Raw genomic sequence first — 17082 nt, 5'->3', positions numbered from 1 at the left:
TTTAAAAAACATGAATACTAATGTTAATATAAAAAATATCAATTTTTACGATCATTTTAAAAACTGGATATATTTAAATGAAAAAAAAACTTTATTAAAATTTTTAACATGTGGTAGTGTTGATGATGGAAAGAGTACATTAATTGGACGTTTATTACATGATACTAAGCAAATTTATGATGATCAATTATCTTCTTTAAAAAAAGATAGTAAACGTCATGGCACACAAGGAGAAAATATTGATCTTGCTCTTATAGTTGACGGATTACAATCAGAACGTGAACAAGGTATTACAATTGATGTAGCATATCGTTATTTCTCAACTGATAAACGAAAATTTATTATAGCAGATACACCAGGTCATGAACAATATACACGTAATATGGTTACAGGCGCCTCTACTTGTGATTTATCTATTATTTTAATTGATGTAAAAAAAGGGTTGTCAGAACAGACTTATCGACATAGTTTTATATCTGCTTTACTTGGAATAAAATATTTAGTAGTTGCAGTAAATAAAATGGATTTAGTTGATTATAATGAAAAAATATTTTTAAACATAAAAAAAAATTTTCTTTTGTTTTGTCAAAAACTTCCTAAAAATTTAAAAATTTTTTTTGTTCCTATATCTGCTTTAACAGGCGAAAATATTGTTTTTTCAAGTCAATTAATGTCTTGGTATAAAAGTAATACATTATTAGATCTTCTAGAAACAATTGAAATCAAAGATAATATTTATTCAAAAGAAATGAGATTTCCAGTGCAATATGTAAATCGACCAAATTCGAATTTTCGTGGTTATTCAGGTACTTTATTTTCTGGAACAATTCAAGTAGATCAATTGATAAAAATATTACCTATTAATATTACTTCATCTGTTTCTCGTATTTTAACGTTTAATCAAGATTTAAAAACAGCATATGTTGGACAAGCAATTACAATAGTTTTAAAAGATGAAATAGATATTAGTCGAGGAGATTTTTTTGTAAACGTTGATTCTGATTTAGAACCGTCTCAAGAAGCCATCATTGATATTGTATGGATGTCTGATGATCCTTTAAAAATAGGTAAATCATACAATGTAAAATTATCAGGCAAAAAAACACGTGCTTATGTTAAAGAAATTTTATTTCAAATTAATGTTAATACTTTAGTCGAAAATCAATCTAATGCATTAAAATTAAATAGTATTGGTAGAGTCAAAGTAGTATTTAGTGAAGCTATGTTATTTGATGATTATAAAAAAAATAAATTTACAGGTAATTTAATTTTTATTGATTTTTTAAAAAATACCACGGTTGGAGCAGGTATGATAAACAAATCCTCAAAGAATAAAAATATTGTTTTTAAAAATAATACACAAGATTTTGAATCAGATTTATATAATTTGATTTTAAAATATTTTCCACATTGGAATATAAAAAAGTAAAGCATAGGTTTTTATTAAAATGAACAATCACTTTAGAAAAAATATTATTTTTCAAAAATATGAAATAACTCGTATAAAACGAGAAAATAAAAATCATTATAAATCTAAAGTTATATGGTTTACAGGACTTTCTGGATCAGGAAAATCTACTATTTCTAATATGTTAGAAAAAATATTATTTGAAAATAACATTAATACTTATGTATTAGACGGAGATAATATTAGATCTGGATTATGTTCAGATTTAACTTTTTGTTCTATCGATCGTAATGAAAATATTCGACGTATTTCAGAGGTTGCTAAATTAATGTTAGATGCAGGTATTATGGTTTTAGTTTCGGCTATTTCTCCATATAAGAAACAAAGATTAATGGCTTCTAATATTCTAGGAAAAGATAATTTTTTAGAAGTTTTTGTTGATACTCCTTTAAATATATGTGAAGAACGTGATTCTAAAGGATTATATAAAAAATCTCGTTGTAATGAAATATTAAATTTTACTGGTATAGATTCTGTATATGAAGCTCCAGACAAACCTGATATTTATTTAGATGGTACGATTTCTATAAAAGAAAATATTAAAAAGTTAATAAAAAAATTACATGAAAATAACATTATATTTTTTTCTATGTATTCATAAATCATTTTAATATTAAAATAAAATTATTTAGAGTAATTATATGAGAATATTGAAAATATTTTTATTTTTATTATTTTTTTGGTTACAATATTCTCTTTGGATCGGAAAAAATGGTATTTTAGATTATATGAAAATTTATAAAAAAATTATAATTTATAAAAAAATAAATCAAGCTCTTGAAATAAAAAATAATAAATTATTACTAGAAATTCAAGAGTTAAATGATAAAATTAAAGATTAAAATTGTATTTTAAATACATAGTATTAGGTATAAAATGATATCTCGGAATAGTTTAAAATCTAAAATTATCGCTATTGTTCCAGCTGCAGGAATAGGTAAAAGAATGTTATTAGACATTCCAAAACAATATATCAAAATTAAAAATCGTACTATTCTTGAATATACTTTAATGACATTATTATCACACCCCAGTATAGTCCGTATTATTGTAAGTTTACATAAACAAGATAACTATTTCCATAAATTATCTATAGCATCAAATATACGAGTTACATCTGTCATTGGTGGCAATAAAAGAATTAATTCGGTTTTATCAGGATTAATTGTACCAACAAATGCAAATTGGGTAATAGTTCATGATGCTGTTCGACCGTGTTTAAGCTATAAAGATTTAGAAAAATTAATTGCTATTATTGGAAAAAGTAAAATAGGTGGTATTTTAGCTCGACCAACATGTGATACGATGAAATATATTATCGATAAAACTAACAAAATATCACATACTATTTCTCGTAAAAAATTATGGCATGCTTTAACTCCTCAATTATTTCCAATAAATTTACTACGATTTTGTTTAGAAAAAATTATTCAAGATGATGTTAATATAACAGATGAATCTTCAGCTTTAGAATATTGTGGATATCATCCGTTAATCGTTTTAAGTAGTTATAAAAATATTAAAATTACTTTTCCTGAAGATCTTATTTTCGCTGAAATATATCTTAAAGAACTATTTAATATTTAAAAGAAGGATGTATTGATAAAATGAGAATTGGATATGGTTTTGATTTACATGCATTTGGAAGTTCAAAACCATTAATTATTGGAGGTGTAAATATTCCTAATCATCAAGGATTGATTGCTTATTCTAATGGTGATGTATTAATACATTCTTTAATAGATGCATTATTAGGAGCTGTTGCGTTAGGAGATATTGGAACTTTTTTCCCAAGTACAGAAGAAAAATATAAAAACATTGATAGTCGGATTTTGTTAAAAAAAATTTGGAAAAAAATTTTATTAAAAAATTATTATATATCTAACATAGATAGTACTATTATTGCTGAATCTCCTAAGATGTTATCTTATATTTTTTTAATGAGGTCAAATTTAGCAATTGATTTAAATACTAAAATAAACAATATTAGCATTAAATCAACAAGTTCAAAGCAAATAGGATGTATTGGAAGAAAAGAAGGAATTGCATGTCAATCTATTGTAATGTTATTTAAATATGAAAAAAAAAATATTTAAAATAATTCTATTAAAAATGATGCTTATCAAGTATATTTTAAGTTCATTTTCTTTTACAAATAATATTTTTAGTAATATTTATTATGTATCTAATAAAATGGTGTAATTTAATGCAACTTAATTTTTTTAAAAACAAATTTTTTTTATTAATATTTATATTATTTTTTTATAACAATTATATATTTGCAAATAATTTATTTAAAAAAAAAGAAAATATTTATTTAAATTGTAAAAAAATTTTCTATATTAAAAATGATTTAAAAAAAAACATAAAAAAGAATGCTTTTCATTTTTAAAAAAAAATAAAAAATATTCTAAAAAATACTCAGTTATTATTGAGAATAAAAATTATATTGGCTTTTTAAAAGATAATACTTTTAGTATATTTTATGTTGTTAAAAAAAACGATACTCTATATTCTATTTCAAAACGTCTTCATTATAATTTTAATCAATTATTAAAATATAATAATTTTAATAAACCCTATACAATATTCATCGGTCAAAAAATATTAGTAGATAATATTTCAATGATTAACACTAAAAAAATAAATTATATTATTTATAGTGATAAATATAAAAAACATATTTTATATACAAGTTTTTTTAATCAAAAATTAAATATTATAAATATTTTAAATAAAAATACATTCTTAACTGAAATATGTTTTTTTTATAATCCAAACTATAACAAAAAAAACGAGATTGTTTCAAAAAAAAATGTTGTTTCTGAACATTGGTACTGGCCTTTAAAAAATCCATATATGAAATTTTTTTATAATTATTCTATTAACAATAACGGTATTGAAATATCAGGTACTCAAGGACAATCTATTTTTTCTTCTGCTAAGGGAAAAGTAGTTTATATTGGTGATATTTTTAAAAGTTACGGAAAATTAATTATTATTAAACATGATAATAATTATTTAAGTATATATGGATTTAATAAAAAAGTTTTTGTTAAATTAAATGATCAAGTATATGCAAACCAAAAAATATCTACTATGGGATATTCAAATAATAACTTAGCAAAATTATATTTTGATATCAGATTTCAAGGAACTCCAATTAACTTATTAACTTTATTTCCTAACATAAAATTAAAAAAACATTAAAAATTTAATTAATTCTTTTTATAAGATATATAACAACATGATAAATACTACTATATTTAAAGATTTTCAATTTGAAGCAGCACATTATTTGCCAAATCTTCCTAAAGCACACAAATGTAATAGATTACATGGTCATTCTTTTTTTGTTCGTTTAGAACTTAAAGGGGTAATTGATAAAGATAAAGGTTGGATTATGGATTATAGTGATATAAAATTATTATTTCAACCTATTTATGATCAATTAGATCATTATTTGCTTAATGATATTCCAGGATTAGAAAATCCTACTAGCGAAATTTTAGCTAAATGGATTTGGGATCGTTTAAAGCCTAATTTATTAGAATTAAATGCTGTTATAATTAAAGAAACGTGTACATCTGGATGTATTTATAAAGACATTTAAAAATAATAAAATTTTATTGAATTTTAATATATTTATGTAATTGTACTGATAATTTCCAATTTTGTTTTATACATATATCAATACAGATATTTAATGCTTTTTTATTTTGACTAATAGGTTGTAAATAAATAATGCGTTTTTTTGTATCTTTTATATTTGATAAAATATCATATACATATAATAAATCTTCTTGTTTTAAAATAGGAAATTTTATTTCATTAGAACGTATTATGGATTCATTTAATGGTTTCATATTTTTTTTTGGAGAAAGAGTAATCCAAGTATTTGAAGAGCATATAATGTTTTTTATGCCGCTAGTTTCTATTTGACATTGGTAACCCTTTGTTTCTAATATTTTTGTTATATATAAAAGATTATATAAACATGGTTCGCCTCCGCTAATAACTATATGTTTAGCAGTCCATTTTTTTAGTATTACCAATATTTCTTCTATAGTTATAAAACTCCATTGTTTGCTGACTTGCTTTTTGTTTATTATTTCTTTTGAAGAAACATTGTCTTTATCATCACAAATCCATGTATATTTAGTATCACACCAGTTACAATGTACTGGACATCCTTGTAATCGAATAAAAATTGATGGTGTACCAGTATAATAACCTTCGCCTTGTATAGTTTGAAAAATTTCATTAATTGGGTAACGCATTGTATTAATATCCATAAATTAATTACTAGAGTAAAATGTAATGAGAAACAGGTATATTTAAAAAAATACCTGATTCTCTTTAAAAATTTATAAGCTTGAGAAAGATGATTTTACTTCTTTTAAACCATAAAAAGGAGCGTTTTTTATACCTAAATTTTCTTCAATTCTAATGAGTTGATTATATTTTGCTGTTCTATCAGAACGACACATAGATCCTGTTTTAATTTGTCCAGATGCTGTTCCTACTGCTAAGTCTGCTATTGTAGCATCTTCAGTTTCACCAGAACGATGAGAAATAATAGTACTATAATTAGCTTTTTTTGCAATTTTTATAGTTTTAATTGTTTCAGTTAATGTTCCAATTTGATTTAATTTTATTAAAATAGAGTTTCCAACTCCTTTTTTAATTCCTTTTTTTAAAAGCTCTGAATTTGTAGCAAAAAAATCATCTCCTACTAATTGTATAGTATTTCCTAAAATTTTAGTTTGATATAAAAACCCTTCCCAATCAGATTCATTTTGACCATCTTCAATCGAAATAATAGGATACTTTTTACATAATTCTTTTAAATAATGAGTTAATTCTATTGAATTGAATTCTATTTTTTCTCCTTTAAATTGATATTTTTTACAATTTATATTGTATAATTCAGAAGCTGCACAATCTATAGCTAATGTAATGTCCTGACCTAATTTATATTTAGTTTTATTTATTGCATCTTGAATTATATTTAAAGCTTCTTCATTAGATTCCAAATTAGGAGCATAACCACCTTCATCACCTACTGTTGTACTAATACCCTTATCTTTAAGTAAATTTCCTAATGAATGAAATATTTCTGTTCCTATACGTATTGCTTCTTTAATTGATTTTGCACTAATAGGTTGTATCATAAACTCTTGAAGATCAATATTATTATTTGCATGCGCTCCACCATTAATAATATTAATCATTGGAAGAGGCATTGAAAAGACACCTGGTGAGTTATTCAGTTCTGATATATGTTGATATAAAGGTATTCTTTTAGAAGATGCAGCTGCTTTTGCTACACTTAAAGATACAGATAAAATTGAATTAGAACCTAATTTAGATTTATTTTTAGTGCCATCTAGATTAATCATAATTTGATCAATATGACTTTGATCATTAGCATTTTTGTTTATTAAAGCATCACGAATATTGTTATTAATTAGTTCAACTGCTTTAAGAACACCCTTACCCATAAAACGATTTTTATCTTTATCACGTAATTCTAAAGCTTCTAAAGATCCAGTAGAAGCGCCAGAAGGAACTGATGCCAAACCAATGGAACCATCTTCAAGATGTACTTCAGCTTCTACTGTAGGATGGCCTCGAGAATCTAGAATTTCACGACCTATTATATTTATTATTTTAGCCATTTTTTACCTTTATATATTTAGTGTTTTTATTTTTATATTGTTCTGCGGATTTAATAAAATCTATAAACAATGGATGTCCATCACGTGGTGTAGAAGTAAACTCAGGATGAAATTGGCAACCAAGAAACCATGGATGATTTGATATTTCTATAATTTCAACTACATTATTATTTTCTGATCTTCCTGCAATTTTAAATCCAAATTTTTCAATTTTTTTTAATAAAATATTATTTACTTCATAGCGATGTCGATGTCTTTCTAAAATAATATCTTTTTTATATAATTTTCGAGATAAACTATTAAAGGTTAATTTACAAGGTTGGCTACCTAGTCTCATAGTACCTCCTAAATTAGCATTATTTCTTTTTTTATCATTAATAATATATTTTATATTTTGGCTTTGTTTTTTAATTAAATCAATTACAGGAAATTTACATTTAGGATCAAATTCTGTAGAATTTGCATCTTTAATTCCTATTACGTTTTGTGCGAATTCTATTATTGCTATTTGCATTCCTAAACATATTCCAAAATATGGAATATTATTTTCTCGAGCATATTTAACTGATAATAATTTTCCTATTACACCACGATCCCCAAAACCTCCAGGTATTAAAATACCATTAAGATTTTTCAAAGATTGAAAATTTTTATTTTCTATTTCTTGAGAATTAATTAGTTTTATATTTACTTTAATTTTGTTTTTTAGACCTGCATGTTTTAGTGCTTCTATTACAGATTTATATGCATCAGGTAATTTGACATATTTTCCAATAATACCAATAACAATGGTATTATTAGAATGTTTTTCTTCATAAATAACTTTTTCCCATTCTGTCAAATTAGCTTCAGGAACATTTAATTTAAAATATTTACAAATATAATTATCTAATTTTTGATCTTTTAATAATTTTGGAATCGTGTATATTGAATCAACATCTTTTAACGATATAACCGCATTAACTGGAACGTTGCAAAAAAGTGCGATCTTTTTTCTTTCATTTATTGGTATGTCTTTTTGCGATCGACAGATTAAAATATCTGGTTGTATGCCAATAGATAGTAGTTCTTTTACAGAATGTTGTGTCGGTTTGGTTTTAATTTCTCCAGCTGTTTCAATATATGGTACAAGTGTTAAATGTATATAAATTACATTCTTTCTACCAATATCAACTGCTATTTGTCGAATTGCCTCTAAAAATGGTAAAGATTCAATATCTCCAACTGTTCCACCTATTTCTACAAGAATAACATCACTATTTTTAGAACATAAAATAATTCTTTCTTTAATAGCATTAGTAATATGAGGTATTACTTGAATAGTTGCACCTAAATAGTCTCCTCTTCTTTCTTTTTTTAATACTTCAGAATAAATGCTTCCTGTTGTAAAATTGTTTAAACATGTCATTTTTGTTCTAATGAACCTTTCATAATGTCCTAAATCTAAATCAGTTTCAGCTCCATCTTCAGTAACAAATACTTCTCCATGTTGAATAGGACTCATAGTTCCTGGATCAACATTAATATACGGATCTAATTTCATAATAGTTATTTTAAGATCTCTTGCTTCTAATATAGCTCCTAAAGAAGCTGCTGCAATACCCTTTCCTAAAGATGAAACAACACCACCAGTGATGAAAATGTAATTTTTAGTCATGCTAAATGTAAAAATATTAGTTAAAATAGAAAAATAATTTAAAGATTAACATCTTTAATTGAATTGTATTAATAAATAAAATTAGTTTGTTAATTAGATTGAATGTATAATTTTAAAAAACATATTAATTATTTTTTTCTTTTTTTTTATTCCATGTATCTCGTAAACTAACAGTTCTATTAAAAATTAATTTATTTTTTTTTGAATCAATTAAATCTATGCAAAAATATCCAACTCTTTCAAATTGAAAAAATAAATTTATATTTTTTGTTTTCATCTTATTTATTTTTTTTTGTATTTTTTCGCTTATTTTCTTTTCAATAAAACCATTTTTAATAATCATTGAATTAGGATTTAAGAAAGATAAAAAGTTTTTTTCTTGTTCTGGATTATGTGTATTAAATAATTTTTCATATAATCTAAATTCTGATGAAAACGAGTTTTTAATTGAAATCCAATGTATTACTGCTGGTTTTTTTTTATTAATTGATTTTTTCCCTAATGTATTCAGATCACAAAAACATATTATTTGTGTAATATTTCCATTTTTATCTTTTTCAATTTTTTCTGCTTTAATTATATATGAATATCTTAAACGTATTTCTTCTCCAAGTTTTAATCTTTTATAATCTTTTTCATATTCTTCTTTGAAATCTTCTTTTTCAATATATATTGTATTAGTAAAAATAATTTCATGAGTACCTAACTCTGGTTTTTTAGGATGGTTTGGAACAGTAAAAATTTCTTCATATTTATCGTCAATATTATATAAATATAATTTTATTGGCTCTAAAACAGCCATAGTACGAATAGCTTTTTCGTTTAATTCATTTCTAATACAATATTCTAACATAGAAAACTCTATTAAATTATTTTGTTTGGTTACTCCAATTTTTTCACAAAATTTTCGAATAGAAGATGCTGTATATCCTTTTCTTCTTAATCCGGAAATAGTTTGTATTCTAGGATCATCCCAACTATTTACTATTTTTTTTTCAATAAGTGTTTTTATTTTTCTTTTCGATAAAATTGAATATTTTAGATTTAATCTAGCAAATTCATATTGTTTAGGACGATTGAGAACACTCGTATTTTCTAAAATCCAATTATATAAACGTTTATTATCTTGAAATTCTAAAGTACAAAAAGAATGGGTAATACCTTCTATTGAATCAGAGATACAATGAGCAAAATCATACATAGGATATATACACCATTGATCTTTCGTTTGATGATGTTTTGTACAAATAATACGATATAGCACAGGATCTCGCATTATAATATATGGCGAACTCATATCAATTTTAGCACGTAAACAAGCTTCTCCTTCATTAAAATATCCTTTTTTCATTTCTTTAAATAATTTTAAATTTTCTTCAATATTTCTATTTCTATAAGGACTGTTTTTACCAGAAGTAACCAATGTTCCCCTATATTCACGTATTTGTTCTTTTGTTAATTGATCTACATAGGCCAAATCTTTTTTAATCAATTCTTTTGCATATTTATATAATTGTTCAAAATATTCAGAAGTATAATAAATTTTTTTATTCCATTTATAACCTAACCATTTAATATCATTTTTAATTGAATTAATATATTTAATGTTTTCTTTAAGGGGATTAGTATCATCAAAACGAAGGTTACAATATCCATTATATAAATTTGCAAGTTCAAAATTTAAGCATATTGATTTAGCATGCCCAATATGAAGATAGCCATTTGGTTCTGGAGGAAAACGAGTATGTAATAACAAATATTTATTTTTTTTTAAATCTTCTTTAATAATATTATGAATAAAGTTATTTCTATATTTCTTGATTTTAGTTTTCATTTCATCCTTCAATTTAATTTATTTTGAAATATTTTTAAAAAATAAAAGTTAATATTTTATTAAAAAATATTTTTATAATTAATAATTATATTGATAATCTATTTTATTTATTATAGAATAAAAAAAATAATTAATTCAAAAATGTTAAATTAACAATTAATTTTATGTATGGCTACGTAGCTCAGTTGGTTAGAGCACAGCACTCATAACGCTGGGGTCATGGGTTCAAATCCCGTCGTAGCTACTAATTCATAGTTTATGTGCGGGAGTGGCGAAATAGGTAGACGCACCAGATTTAGGTTCTGGCGCCGAAAGGTGTGCGAGTTCAAATCTCGCCTCCCGTATATTTTATATTTTCCCACTGTTTTTTATTTTGGGGTATAGCCAAGTGGTTAAGGCACCGGTTTTTGATACCGGCATCCCTGGTTCGAATCCAGGTACCCCAGCCATCTAATGTATTCGTTTTATAATTTTATAATAAAAATATAAACTATTTTAATTTTATATAGTATTATTATGTTTATTTTTATATTAAAACTTTTTCTATTTTTATTTTAGAATATTTATATAAAATAAAATAGGTTTTTATATTATGAATCTAAATGAATTTAAAAAAAAAGCAGCATGGGCTGCGTTGGATTATATTTCTACTGGTACTGTTATCGGAGTAGGTACAGGAAGTACTGTTGCTTATTTTATTGAAGCTTTAAGTACAATAAAACATTTAATATCTGGAGTTGTATCTAGTTCAAATTCTTCAACAATTTTATTAAAAAAACAAGGCATTAATAATATTTTAAATTTGAATACCTTTAATTCACTAGAAGTTTATGTTGATAGTGCTGATGAAATAAATAATAATATGCAGATGATTAAAGGTGGAGGTGCAGCCTTAACTAAAGAAAAAATTATTGCTGCTATTGCTAAAAAATTTATTTGTATTATAGATCAAACAAAAAAAGTAAATATATTAGGATCTTTTCCATTACCTGTTGAAATTATTCCTATAGCTTCATCATTTATTTCAAATGAAATAATTAAATTAGGAGGACAACCCAAAGTTAGAAAAAATGTTATTACAGATAATGGTAATATAATTTTAGATGTACATAATTTACATATATATGATCCTATTTCAATAGAAAAAAGAATTAGTCTGTTACCAGGAGTTGTTACTGTTGGTTTATTTGCTTTAAGAGGTGCAGATATAATATTAATGGGAACAAAAAATAGTGTAAAAATTATAGAAAAATAAATTTTTAGATTTAAATCATTTTAATATATTAAATGAATGATTTTGTGATTAAAGTCTATTTTTATGTGATTAATTTAATAAATCCCCAAATTTAATTTGTAAAGCAGTTACTGCTGCAATTGCAGCTGTTTCTGTTCTTAAAATTCTTGGTCCTAATTTAACTGGAATAAATTTATGTTTAATTGCTTGTTTTATTTCTGATGATGAAAATCCACCTTCACAGCCAACTAATAATCGAATAAAATTAACATTTTTTGGCAATTGATTAATATTCATTGTAGATTGTGGATCTAAAATAACTTTTATTTCATTTGTATTTGATTTTTCACACCATATATTAATATCTTCTACATTATTAATTCTTGGAATAATATTACGTTGGCATTGTTGACATGCAGAAACTATTATGTTTTTCCAGTAAATAATTTTTTTTAAAATATTTTTTTTATTTTTATTAATATTACAACGTTCTGAAAATATTGGAGTAATTGCATCCACACCTAATTCAACAGATTTCTGAATAGCAAAGTTCATTTTTTCATTTTTTGAAATAACTAATCCTAGATGAATACATAATGGAGATTCAATATTTTTTTTTTCTTGTTCTAAAATTAGAATAGTTGCTATTTTTTTTTTAATTTCAATAATTTTAGATAAAAAAATATAATTTGTATTATTAAATATTTCTAATTTATTTTGAATATTCATACGTAATACTTGAATTAAATAATGTGTATTAGATGAATTTAAAATTATTTTTTCATTAATTTTTAAATTTTTATCAACATAAATTCGTGGAATACGATTTTTCATTTTTTAAAAAAATAATTTTTTATTTAGACATTTTTTGTAAACATAATTATTATGATTACCTTGTATTTTAAATATTAAATTTTCTCTTATACATTCCCATTTAGTAACTGGGAAACTAATATCCCATTTTTGAAATATTTTTTTTTCCTGTATAGATAATTTAATATTGTATATTTTGCTCATATAAAAATAAGTTCGAGCTATAGCTCCTCGAGCTATTTTAGGTGGTTCGACTAATTTTTTTTTAAAATCTATTTTTATATTACATTTACCATATTGTTTGGTATTGCTATTTAATTCACTATACATGAAGTTAGAACGATCCCCATTAATTTCTCCAATAGAAGGTTGTAAATTATGTAAATCAAATTCAATATTTTGATAATTTTTATTTTTAATACATTTTTTTCTACCGCCTTTTTTCCAACATTTTTTTTGATGTCCAAATTGCCATGATGGAACAACATGTTCCCATTCAATTCGTGTTGCTCGGTTTTTATTTTTACGGATTTTATATCCGCATGATGATAAATTAGGAATGCCTTTTTTATTATGCCAAATAATTTTGCATCCGCAATAAAATGTTCCAGGAGCATTCTTATGTATTTGAATTGCTAACATTTTAGCTTTTTGAAAACTGTTTATATGTTTTTTTTTTATATTATCTTTTTTTATAATAATTAAAAAAAAAATATACCAATTAAGATGAGAAATATTTTTTTAATCATGTTCTATGTAAAACAATTATATTGAATTATTATTTTTTATTTTAAAAAAATTTTATTTGAGTGTTATTTTTTAATAAAAATATTTAATATGATATATATTAACATATATTTTAGAAAAAATATTATGTTTTATAGAATATTGAGCTAAATATATTTTTTTAGTTTTCATAAACTATTTAATTCAAAGGAATAAAAAATATAATGAACGAATATCTTTTCACATCAGAATCAGTTTCAGAAGGTCATCCAGATAAAATTGCAGATCAAATTTCCGATGCTTTATTAGATGAAATTCTTAAACAAGATATTAAAGCAAGAGTTGCTTGTGAAACTTATGTGAAAACGGGAATGGTTTTAATTGGTGGTGAAATTAGTACTACTGCTTGGGTCGATGTTGAAGAAATTACTCGAAATACTATTAACAATATTGGTTATATTAATTCAGAAACAGGTTTTGATGCGAATTCTTGTTCTATATTAAGTGCTATAGGAAAACAATCACCTGACATTACTCAAGGAGTTGATCGCTCTGACCCCTTAGAACAAGGTGCTGGAGATCAAGGTATTATTTTTGGTTATGCTACTAATGAAACAGAGGTTTTAATGCCTGCACCTATTACTTATGCTCATTTATTAGTTAAAAAACAATCTGAATTAAGAAAAAAAAATATTTTATCTTGGTTACGACCTGATGCGAAAAGTCAAGTAACATTTAAATATAAAGATGGAAGTATAATAGGAATTGATACAGTCGTATTTTCAACTCAACATAAAGAAAATATTAATCAAAACGTTTTAAAGGAAGCTGTTATGGAAGAAATTATAAAACCAGTTTTACCAAAAAAATGGCTAACAAAAAATACAAAATTTTTTATCAATCCTACTGGAAGATTTGTTATTGGTGGTCCTATGGGAGATTGTGGTTTAACAGGTCGTAAGATTATTGTAGATACTTATGGGGGAATGTCTAGACATGGTGGAGGAGCTTTTTCTGGGAAAGATCCATCTAAAGTAGATCGATCTGCAGCATATGCTGCTAGATATGTAGCTAAAAATATTGTAGCAGCAGGTTTAGCAGATCGTTGTGAAATCCAATTATCGTATGCTATTGGGATAGCTGAACCGACTTCTATTATGATCGAAACTTTTCGTACTGGTAAACTTAGTAATCAAGCATTAATTAATTTAGTTCGAGATATTTTTGATTTACGTCCATATGGATTAATTAAAATGCTTGATTTACTACAACCTATTTATTTAAAAACATCTGTATATGGACATTTTGGAAGAGAAGAGTTTCCATGGGAAAAGATAGATAAAGTAGACGAGTTAGCTCAATAAAAACTGTATAACATTGAATATATTATATCTTAAAAAAAATAATTTGTATAAATGTCTTAATAGTAATATGAATAATGATATTAAATTATTAATAATTTCCCCATGTTAATCTAGCATGGGAGAATAATTTATTTTCTTAGATAATCTTTTAAAGATAGTGTTTCGTTTTTTTCTAGTTCTATTTCTTTTTGATGAGAACGAATAGTTTCATTTTCAAGTATTTGCTTATGTGAATTATAATAAAATTGATTAATAAATTGATTGTGATATGTATTAGCTAAATTTAATCCTGTTTTTTTTATTCTATTGTTTTCAATAAAAAGTTTTAAAAATTTAGCTGAATAAGTTAATTCTGGATATTCAAAAAAAAGTATTTTTTTATCGCATACTTTTTGATATTCTTCATTTTTTGATTGATTATCAAGGATAATAGCAATTTTTTTTAAATCTTGAAATATTCTTTTACCGATTTTTTTTAATTTATACTTTTTATTTTCATTAATATAAATTTTTTGATTTGGTTTTCGTCCTTCAAAAATAATTTTGTTCCAATTTTTAGTGATAAAATAAAAATCTGTTTTTTTTGTTTTCGGAGCATCCATTAAAGAGCACCAGATTAAAAATAAATCTAGTATAAGTATTTGATTCTTATTAATTCCAATAGATGAAAATGGATTTATATCTAAAGAACGTATTTCTACATATTCGATTCCTCTATCTTTTAGAGCATCTAGAAGCGATTCTCCATAATTAGTTGTTCTCTTAGGTCTGATTTGTGTATATAATTCATTTTCTAATTGTAATATATTAGTGTTTAATTGCTGAAATTCTCCAAGTTTATTTATTAGTCCTAAATCAGAAAATTTTTTAGATGGGGTATTCATCGCTTTTTTTAAACAATTGATATATGATTCTAGATTATTAAATGTAATATTTAGATCTTCAATAGAAGTGCTCGTATATCCCATATCACTTAGTCGTAATGAAGTTGACCAGGGTAAATATAATATACCTTCTTTGTTTTTTTGAAATTTGTATTTTTTATTTGTTATGAAATTTTCTAATATCGCAGGTGATGATCCAAATAAATATGGAATAATCCAACCAAATCTATAATAATTACGAATTAAGTTTAAATATCCAGATGATATATTATCTGTTTTTTCTGTGGTGTCTTTTGGCCAAAATGTTGTTGGTAATGAAAAATTATAATGTATACCTGAAATAGTATTTTTTAAATCACCATATCTGATTTTTAAACCTTTTCTATAAAGAGTTTTAAATGCTCCATAATTAGAAGTTCCATATTTTGCTATTTGAATATTTGTTGATTTTTTATATATATATGGAATACTAAAAGGCCACATTAACTCGTTTGAGTTTTTATATGCTACAAAAGAATGAAGATCTTTTAAAAAAATTAATAAATAATCTATATTATTAGTATTTGGGGTAATAAACTCTAATAAATTTTCAGAAAAATCCGTCGTTATCCATTGATGTGTTAATGCAGAACCAATGTCATATGGATGTTGAGTATTTGAAAAATTTCCATTTTTTTTAATTCTTAGAGTTTCTCGTTCAATACCTCGAGAAATATTTTTTAATATTGATGAGTGTTTTTCTAGCCAAGTTATTTTTTTTGAGATATCCTCTATCAATTTTTTCTCCTAAGTTAAATTTTTAATTATTTTTAAAAAACTTTTTATTGTTAGGATGATAAATTCTTGGTTAGAATTTTTTTGCATCCGGAAGGATTCGAACCTCCGACCGCTCGGTTCGTAGCCGAGTACTCTATCCAACTGAGCTACGGATGCAATTTTTTACCGGTGAAAGAGGGATTCGAACCCTCGATGCAGAGTTTTTCTACATACTCCCTTAGCAGGGGAGCGCCTTAAGCCTCTCGGCCATTTCACCTATTTTAATTTTACTTTTTTTTAAATATAAGTCAATTTTTTTTTAAAAATAAATGATGAATGATAACACATCATTCAATAGAAATATAAAATGCATCTTACTTAAATATTGTAAGATGCAATAGTTTCTATTTATTTTTTTGCTGCTTTTTTTCCGCTTGAATACGTTGATATATCTCTTCACGATGTACCGAAACTTCTTTAGGGGCATTTACACCAATACGAACTTGGTTGCCTTTTACTCCTAGTACTGTTACAGTTATTTCATCGCCAATTATCAATGTTTCGCCAACTCGACGAGTTAGAATAAGCATTCTTTTTTCCTTGAAATAAAAGAGTTCATCCAATCTGATTCCTGGAGTTAAAATAATACAGTGCTAAAATATAGA

At 24.3% G+C, this 17082-nt stretch carries 17 protein-coding genes and 5 tRNA genes; 12 read left to right on the top strand and 10 right to left on the bottom strand.

The window, feature by feature from the left end; translation table 11 throughout:
- Window positions 1-10 precede the first annotated feature (10 nt).
- The 7 genes from cysN (at window position 11) to queD (ending at window position 5081) form a co-directional block, all read left to right on the top strand.
- Window positions 11-1429 carry a sulfate adenylyltransferase subunit CysN gene (cysN, locus tag FQV33_RS01095; RefSeq protein ID WP_158347834.1) on the top strand — a complete coding sequence of 473 codons (1419 nt, stop codon included), beginning with the start codon at window positions 11-13 and terminating at the stop codon, window positions 1427-1429.
- 19 nt (window positions 1430-1448) lie between these two features.
- Window positions 1449-2069 carry an adenylyl-sulfate kinase gene (gene cysC, locus FQV33_RS01090; RefSeq protein ID WP_158347832.1) on the top strand — a complete coding sequence of 207 codons (621 nt, stop codon included), beginning with the start codon at window positions 1449-1451 and terminating at the stop codon, window positions 2067-2069.
- Between the two features lie 40 nt (window positions 2070-2109).
- Window positions 2110-2310, top strand: coding sequence for a septum formation initiator family protein (locus FQV33_RS01085; RefSeq protein ID WP_158347830.1), 201 nt, complete (start codon window positions 2110-2112; stop codon window positions 2308-2310).
- A gap of 34 nt (window positions 2311-2344) precedes the next feature.
- Window positions 2345-3055 carry a 2-C-methyl-D-erythritol 4-phosphate cytidylyltransferase gene (gene ispD, locus FQV33_RS01080; RefSeq protein WP_158347828.1) on the top strand — a complete coding sequence of 237 codons (711 nt, stop codon included), beginning with the start codon at window positions 2345-2347 and terminating at the stop codon, window positions 3053-3055.
- 20 nt (window positions 3056-3075) lie between these two features.
- On the top strand, window positions 3076-3564 hold the full coding sequence (gene ispF, locus FQV33_RS01075) for a 2-C-methyl-D-erythritol 2,4-cyclodiphosphate synthase (RefSeq protein ID WP_158347826.1): 489 nt from the start codon (window positions 3076-3078) through the stop codon (window positions 3562-3564).
- A gap of 529 nt (window positions 3565-4093) precedes the next feature.
- Window positions 4094-4678, top strand: coding sequence for a murein hydrolase activator EnvC family protein (locus FQV33_RS01065; protein ID WP_158347824.1), 585 nt, complete (start codon window positions 4094-4096; stop codon window positions 4676-4678).
- A 40-nt stretch (window positions 4679-4718) separates the two neighbouring features.
- Entirely contained in the window at window positions 4719-5081 is a 363-nt protein-coding gene (gene queD / locus FQV33_RS01060; protein WP_158348521.1) for a 6-carboxytetrahydropterin synthase QueD, read from the top strand.
- Window positions 5082-5094: 13 nt separating this feature from the next.
- Here the strand turns inward: queD and queE are convergent, their stop codons facing one another.
- From queE to glnS, 4 genes are all read right to left on the bottom strand, one after another.
- Window positions 5095-5748 (bottom strand): 7-carboxy-7-deazaguanine synthase QueE, encoded by a 654-nt coding sequence (gene queE / locus FQV33_RS01055; RefSeq protein ID WP_158347822.1) that lies wholly within the window; start codon window positions 5746-5748, stop codon window positions 5095-5097.
- Between the two features lie 87 nt (window positions 5749-5835).
- On the bottom strand, window positions 5836-7149 hold the full coding sequence (gene eno / locus FQV33_RS01050; protein WP_158347820.1) for a phosphopyruvate hydratase: 1314 nt from the start codon (window positions 7147-7149) through the stop codon (window positions 5836-5838).
- Entirely contained in the window at window positions 7142-8806 is a 1665-nt protein-coding gene (locus FQV33_RS01045) for a CTP synthase (RefSeq protein WP_158347818.1), read from the bottom strand. The genes eno and FQV33_RS01045 overlap by 8 nt, the downstream gene beginning before the upstream one ends.
- A gap of 124 nt (window positions 8807-8930) precedes the next feature.
- Window positions 8931-10640 (bottom strand): glutamine--tRNA ligase, encoded by a 1710-nt coding sequence (gene glnS, locus FQV33_RS01040; RefSeq protein ID WP_158347816.1) that lies wholly within the window; start codon window positions 10638-10640, stop codon window positions 8931-8933.
- A 170-nt stretch (window positions 10641-10810) separates the two neighbouring features.
- Between glnS and FQV33_RS01035 the strand changes: the two genes are divergently transcribed.
- From FQV33_RS01035 to rpiA, 4 genes are all read left to right on the top strand, one after another.
- A tRNA-Met gene (locus FQV33_RS01035) sits at window positions 10811-10884 on the top strand.
- A gap of 18 nt (window positions 10885-10902) precedes the next feature.
- Window positions 10903-10984, top strand: a tRNA-Leu gene (locus FQV33_RS01030).
- Between the two features lie 30 nt (window positions 10985-11014).
- Window positions 11015-11089 (top strand) — tRNA-Gln (locus FQV33_RS01025).
- Window positions 11090-11232: 143 nt separating this feature from the next.
- Window positions 11233-11895, top strand: a complete 663-nt coding sequence (rpiA, locus tag FQV33_RS01020) for a ribose-5-phosphate isomerase RpiA (RefSeq protein ID WP_158347814.1) — start codon at window positions 11233-11235, stop codon at window positions 11893-11895.
- A gap of 69 nt (window positions 11896-11964) precedes the next feature.
- Here rpiA and FQV33_RS01015 read toward each other — a convergent pair whose 3' ends face one another.
- Together FQV33_RS01015 and FQV33_RS01010 are read right to left on the bottom strand one after the other, a co-directional pair.
- Complete coding sequence (locus FQV33_RS01015; RefSeq protein WP_158347812.1) at window positions 11965-12708, bottom strand: 16S rRNA (uracil(1498)-N(3))-methyltransferase; 744 nt, start codon at window positions 12706-12708, stop codon at window positions 11965-11967.
- A gap of 3 nt (window positions 12709-12711) precedes the next feature.
- Window positions 12712-13401 carry an endonuclease gene (locus FQV33_RS01010; protein ID WP_158347811.1) on the bottom strand — a complete coding sequence of 230 codons (690 nt, stop codon included), beginning with the start codon at window positions 13399-13401 and terminating at the stop codon, window positions 12712-12714.
- 236 nt (window positions 13402-13637) lie between these two features.
- Between FQV33_RS01010 and metK the strand changes: the two genes are divergently transcribed.
- Window positions 13638-14777 carry a methionine adenosyltransferase gene (gene metK / locus FQV33_RS01005; protein WP_158347809.1) on the top strand — a complete coding sequence of 380 codons (1140 nt, stop codon included), beginning with the start codon at window positions 13638-13640 and terminating at the stop codon, window positions 14775-14777.
- Between the two features lie 128 nt (window positions 14778-14905).
- On the opposite strand, the gene gshA is transcribed toward metK, so the two are convergent.
- The 4 genes from gshA to csrA form a co-directional block, all read right to left on the bottom strand.
- Window positions 14906-16438, bottom strand: coding sequence for a glutamate--cysteine ligase (gshA, locus tag FQV33_RS01000; RefSeq protein WP_158347807.1), 1533 nt, complete (start codon window positions 16436-16438; stop codon window positions 14906-14908).
- 82 nt (window positions 16439-16520) lie between these two features.
- Window positions 16521-16594 (bottom strand) — tRNA-Arg (locus tag FQV33_RS00995).
- Between the two features lie 10 nt (window positions 16595-16604).
- Window positions 16605-16694 (bottom strand) — tRNA-Ser (locus FQV33_RS00990).
- Between the two features lie 127 nt (window positions 16695-16821).
- Window positions 16822-17007: a carbon storage regulator CsrA gene (gene csrA / locus FQV33_RS00985; protein ID WP_158347805.1), complete on the bottom strand. Its 186-nt coding sequence runs from the start codon at window positions 17005-17007 to the stop codon at window positions 16822-16824.
- Window positions 17008-17082: the final 75 nt, after the last annotated feature.

The organism is Buchnera aphidicola (Aphis fabae) (assembly GCF_009069125.1).
GTDB classification, from domain to species: domain Bacteria; phylum Pseudomonadota; class Gammaproteobacteria; order Enterobacterales; family Enterobacteriaceae; genus Buchnera; species Buchnera aphidicola_BB.
The sequence above is the reverse complement of the archived record's forward strand: the minus strand, read 5'-3'. Positions and strand labels throughout refer to the sequence as shown.

Bases quoted from the DNA above. Each gene is read 5' to 3' on its own strand.
- cysN (WP_158347834.1), top strand. From the start codon at position 11: ATGAATACTAATGTTAATATAAAAAATATCAATTTTTACGATCATTTT.
- cysC (WP_158347832.1), top strand. From the start codon at position 1,449: ATGAACAATCACTTTAGAAAAAATATTATTTTTCAAAAATATGAAATA.
- FQV33_RS01085 (WP_158347830.1), top strand. From the start codon at position 2,110: ATGAGAATATTGAAAATATTTTTATTTTTATTATTTTTTTGGTTACAA.
- ispD (WP_158347828.1), top strand. From the start codon at position 2,345: ATGATATCTCGGAATAGTTTAAAATCTAAAATTATCGCTATTGTTCCA.
- ispF (WP_158347826.1), top strand. From the start codon at position 3,076: ATGAGAATTGGATATGGTTTTGATTTACATGCATTTGGAAGTTCAAAA.
- FQV33_RS01065 (WP_158347824.1), top strand. From the start codon at position 4,094: ATGATTAACACTAAAAAAATAAATTATATTATTTATAGTGATAAATAT.
- queE (WP_158347822.1), bottom strand. From the start codon at position 5,748: ATGCGTTACCCAATTAATGAAATTTTTCAAACTATACAAGGCGAAGGT.
- eno (WP_158347820.1), bottom strand. From the start codon at position 7,149: ATGGCTAAAATAATAAATATAATAGGTCGTGAAATTCTAGATTCTCGA.
- FQV33_RS01045 (WP_158347818.1), bottom strand. From the start codon at position 8,806: ATGACTAAAAATTACATTTTCATCACTGGTGGTGTTGTTTCATCTTTA.
- glnS (WP_158347816.1), bottom strand. From the start codon at position 10,640: ATGAAAACTAAAATCAAGAAATATAGAAATAACTTTATTCATAATATT.
- rpiA (WP_158347814.1), top strand. From the start codon at position 11,233: ATGAATCTAAATGAATTTAAAAAAAAAGCAGCATGGGCTGCGTTGGAT.
- FQV33_RS01015 (WP_158347812.1), bottom strand. From the start codon at position 12,708: ATGAAAAATCGTATTCCACGAATTTATGTTGATAAAAATTTAAAAATT.
- metK (WP_158347809.1), top strand. From the start codon at position 13,638: ATGAACGAATATCTTTTCACATCAGAATCAGTTTCAGAAGGTCATCCA.
- csrA (WP_158347805.1), bottom strand. From the start codon at position 17,007: ATGCTTATTCTAACTCGTCGAGTTGGCGAAACATTGATAATTGGCGAT.